A 3,126-nucleotide genomic window follows, 5' to 3' on the forward strand; every position below is an offset into this window, starting at 1 on the left:
GCTGGCAGGTGCTGATGGCCCGCTACTCCGGCCAGGAGGACGTCACCGTCGGCTCCCCCATGGCGGGCCGTACGCGCGGAGAGGTGGAGGGCCTCATCGGCCTCTTCGTCAACGCCCAGGTGCTTCGTACGCGCGTGGCGCCCGACGCCTCCTTCCGCACGCTGCTGCGCCAGGTGCGGGAGACGGTGCTCGGAGCCCAGGAGCACCAGGAGCTTCCCATCGAGCGCCTCGTGGAGGAGTTGAAGCCCGAGCGCATCCCGGGGCGCACTCCTTTCTTCCAGGTGATGCTCACCTACCAGGCCTCCTTCCGCGGCTCCTCCTCCGTCGAGGGCGTCAAGCTGGAGGCCCTCGAGCTCGACACCTTCTCCGCCAAGTTCGACATTACCCTTCAGGTGCTGGAGACGGACGCAGGCCTCAAGGGCTACCTCGAGTACACCACCGACCTCTTCACCCCTTCCACCGCCGCTCGCATGACCGAGCACCTGCGCGTGCTCCTCGAAGGCGCTGTCGCGCAGCCGGATCACCGCGTGTCGTCGCTGCAGTTGCTCGCGGGGGAGGAGCGGCAGCAGGTGCTGGTGGAGTGGAACGCCACGCGCGCGCCGTTCCCCGAAGCGTGCATGCATTCGCTCTTCGAGGCGCAGGTGCATCGTGCGCCCGAGTCGCTGGCCGCGGTCTTCGAGGGGACGCAGTTGACGTACGCGCAACTGGACACGCGCGCCAATCAACTTGCGCACGCTCTTCGCCGTCGCGGCGTGGGCCCCGAGGTCCGGGTTGCGCTCAGTGTCGAGCGTTCCCTCGACGTCGTCATCGGGCTGCTCGGCATCCTGAAGGCCGGTGGCGCCTGGGTGCCGGTCGATCCGCTCCTGCCCCGGGAGCGACTGGCCTTCATGCTGGAGGACAGCGCCGCCCAGGTGCTCGTCACCCAGCAGCCGCTCGTGGACCGCTTCCCTGAAGCGCTGCATCCCCGCGCGCTCTGCCTGGACACCGAGCGCTCCGCTCTCGCCAAGGAGCCGACGGATGCGCCCGTGACGGGCGTGACGCCCGCGAACATGGCGTACCTGCTCTACACCTCGGGCAGCACGGGCACGCCCAAGGGCACGGTAGTGGAACACCGCAGTGTCGCAAACCTCGTCACCCACGAGGCCGTGGCGTACGGCATTGGCCCTGGCAGCCGCGTGCTTCAGTTCGCCAGCCTCAGCTTCGACCTGTCCGTGGAGGAGATCTTCACCACGCTCTGCAACGGCGCCACGCTGGTGCTCGCGCCGCTGGAGAAGTTGATGCCGGGCGCACCGCTGCCCGTGCTGCTGCGCGAGCAGCACCTCTCCGTCGTCAGCCTCACCCCTGCTGCGTTGGCGGCCACGTCCTCCGAGGGACTGCCGGAAGTGCGCACCGTCATCTCCGGCGGTGAAGCCCTTCCCGCGGATGTCGTCGCGCGTTGGGCTCCGGGCCGGCGCCTGCTCAACACCTACGGCCCCACTGAAGCCACCGTCATCGCCACGTTCGGCGAGGTGGTCGCGGATGGAAACGTGCCGGCCATCGGCAAGCCGCTGGCGAACGTGCGCGTCTACGTGTTGGACCCGCACGGGCAGCCGGTGCCCGTGGGCGTGCGCGGTGAACTGCACATCGGTGGCGTGGGCGTCGCGCGTGGGTATGCAGGACGGCCTGGCCTCACCGCCGAGCGTTTCATCCCAGACGCGTTCTCCTCCACTCCAGGCGCCTGCCTCTACCGCACGGGCGACGTGGTGCGCTGGCGCGCGGACGGCCAGCTGGACTTCGTCGGGCGCATCGACGCCCAGGTGAAGGTGCGCGGCTTCCGCATCGAGTTGGGCGAAGTCGAAAACGCCCTGCGTGCCGCCCCCGCCGTGAAGGACGCCGTCGTCCTCGCCCGTGAGGATTCTCCGGGCGACAGGCGCCTCGTCGCCTACGTCGTGGGTGAAGCCCTCGACGTCACGGCTCTCCGTGCCCACCTCAAACAGCACCTGCCCGAGTACATGGTACCCGCCGCCTTCGTCTCCCTGGAGACGCTGCCGCTGACGTCCAACGGCAAGGTGGACCGCAAGGCCCTCCCTGCTCCGGACGCGAGCACGCTTCGGGCCTCGCACGCCTACGAAGCACCCGCGACGCCGCTGGAGGAGAAGCTCGCGGCCCTTTGGAGCGAAGTGCTGCGCGTGCCCACCGTGGGCCGTACGGACAACTTCTTCGAGTTGGGTGGCCACTCCCTGCTCGCCACCCAGCTGGTGGCCCGCGTGCGCGCCGCGCTCGACGTGGAGCTGCCCCTCCGCGCCCTCTTCGAGGCCCCCACCATCGCCGCCCTCGCCGAGAGGTTGCAGCAAGCATCCACCACCACGCGTCTGCCGCCGCTGACGCGGACGCGCACCGAAGGCCCTCAGCCGCTCTCCTTCGCACAGCAACGCCTCTGGTTCCTGGACCAACTGGCACCGGACGACGCGTCCTACAACCTCCCCGTCACACTGCGCCTGTTGGGGCACCTGGACGTGGAGGCCCTGCGCCGGGCCTTCGAGGCGCTGGTGGCAAGGCATGAAGCCCTGCGCACCACCTTCTTCGAAGAGGAGGGCCAGCCCTTCCAGCGCATCCATGCCCCGGCTTCCTGGGCGCTCCCGGTGGAGGACCTCTCCGGGGTGGAAGAGTCCTCGCGCGACGCCGAGACGCTGCGGCTTGCCACCCGCGAGGCCCGGCAGCCCTTCCACCTCGGCCACGGTCCGCTGCTGCGCACCTTCCTCCTCAAGCTCTCCGCGGACTCCCACGTCCTCCTCGTGACGATGCACCACATCGTCTCCGACGGCTGGTCCATGGGCGTCCTCATCCGCGAGTTGGCGAGCCTCTACGAATCCTTCAGTGGCGGCCGCGCGCCCTCGCTCCCGCCACTGCCGGTGCAGTACGCGGACTTCGCCCTCTGGCAGCGCCAGTGGCTGCAAGGGGAGACGCTCGACGCGCAGCTCGGCTACTGGAAGCGTCAGTTGGCCGGTGCGCCTTCCGCACTGGAGCTGCCCACGGACCGCCCGCGTCCTCCCGTGCAGTCCCGTCGCGGTGCCACCGTGCCCGTGCACTTCCCTTCGGAGCTGACGGACTCCCTGCGCAGCCTCGCCCAGCGTGAAGGCGCCACGC

General features: G+C 69.9%; 1 protein-coding gene. It reads left to right on the plus strand.

Annotated features, from left to right (window positions below; all coding sequences use genetic code 11):
• On the plus strand, positions 1-3,126 hold a 3,126-nt coding region (locus D7X32_RS43790), incomplete at both ends, for a non-ribosomal peptide synthetase (RefSeq protein WP_120608395.1).

Source organism: Corallococcus carmarthensis, assembly GCF_003611695.1.
Classification (GTDB): Bacteria; Myxococcota; Myxococcia; order Myxococcales; family Myxococcaceae; genus Corallococcus; species Corallococcus carmarthensis.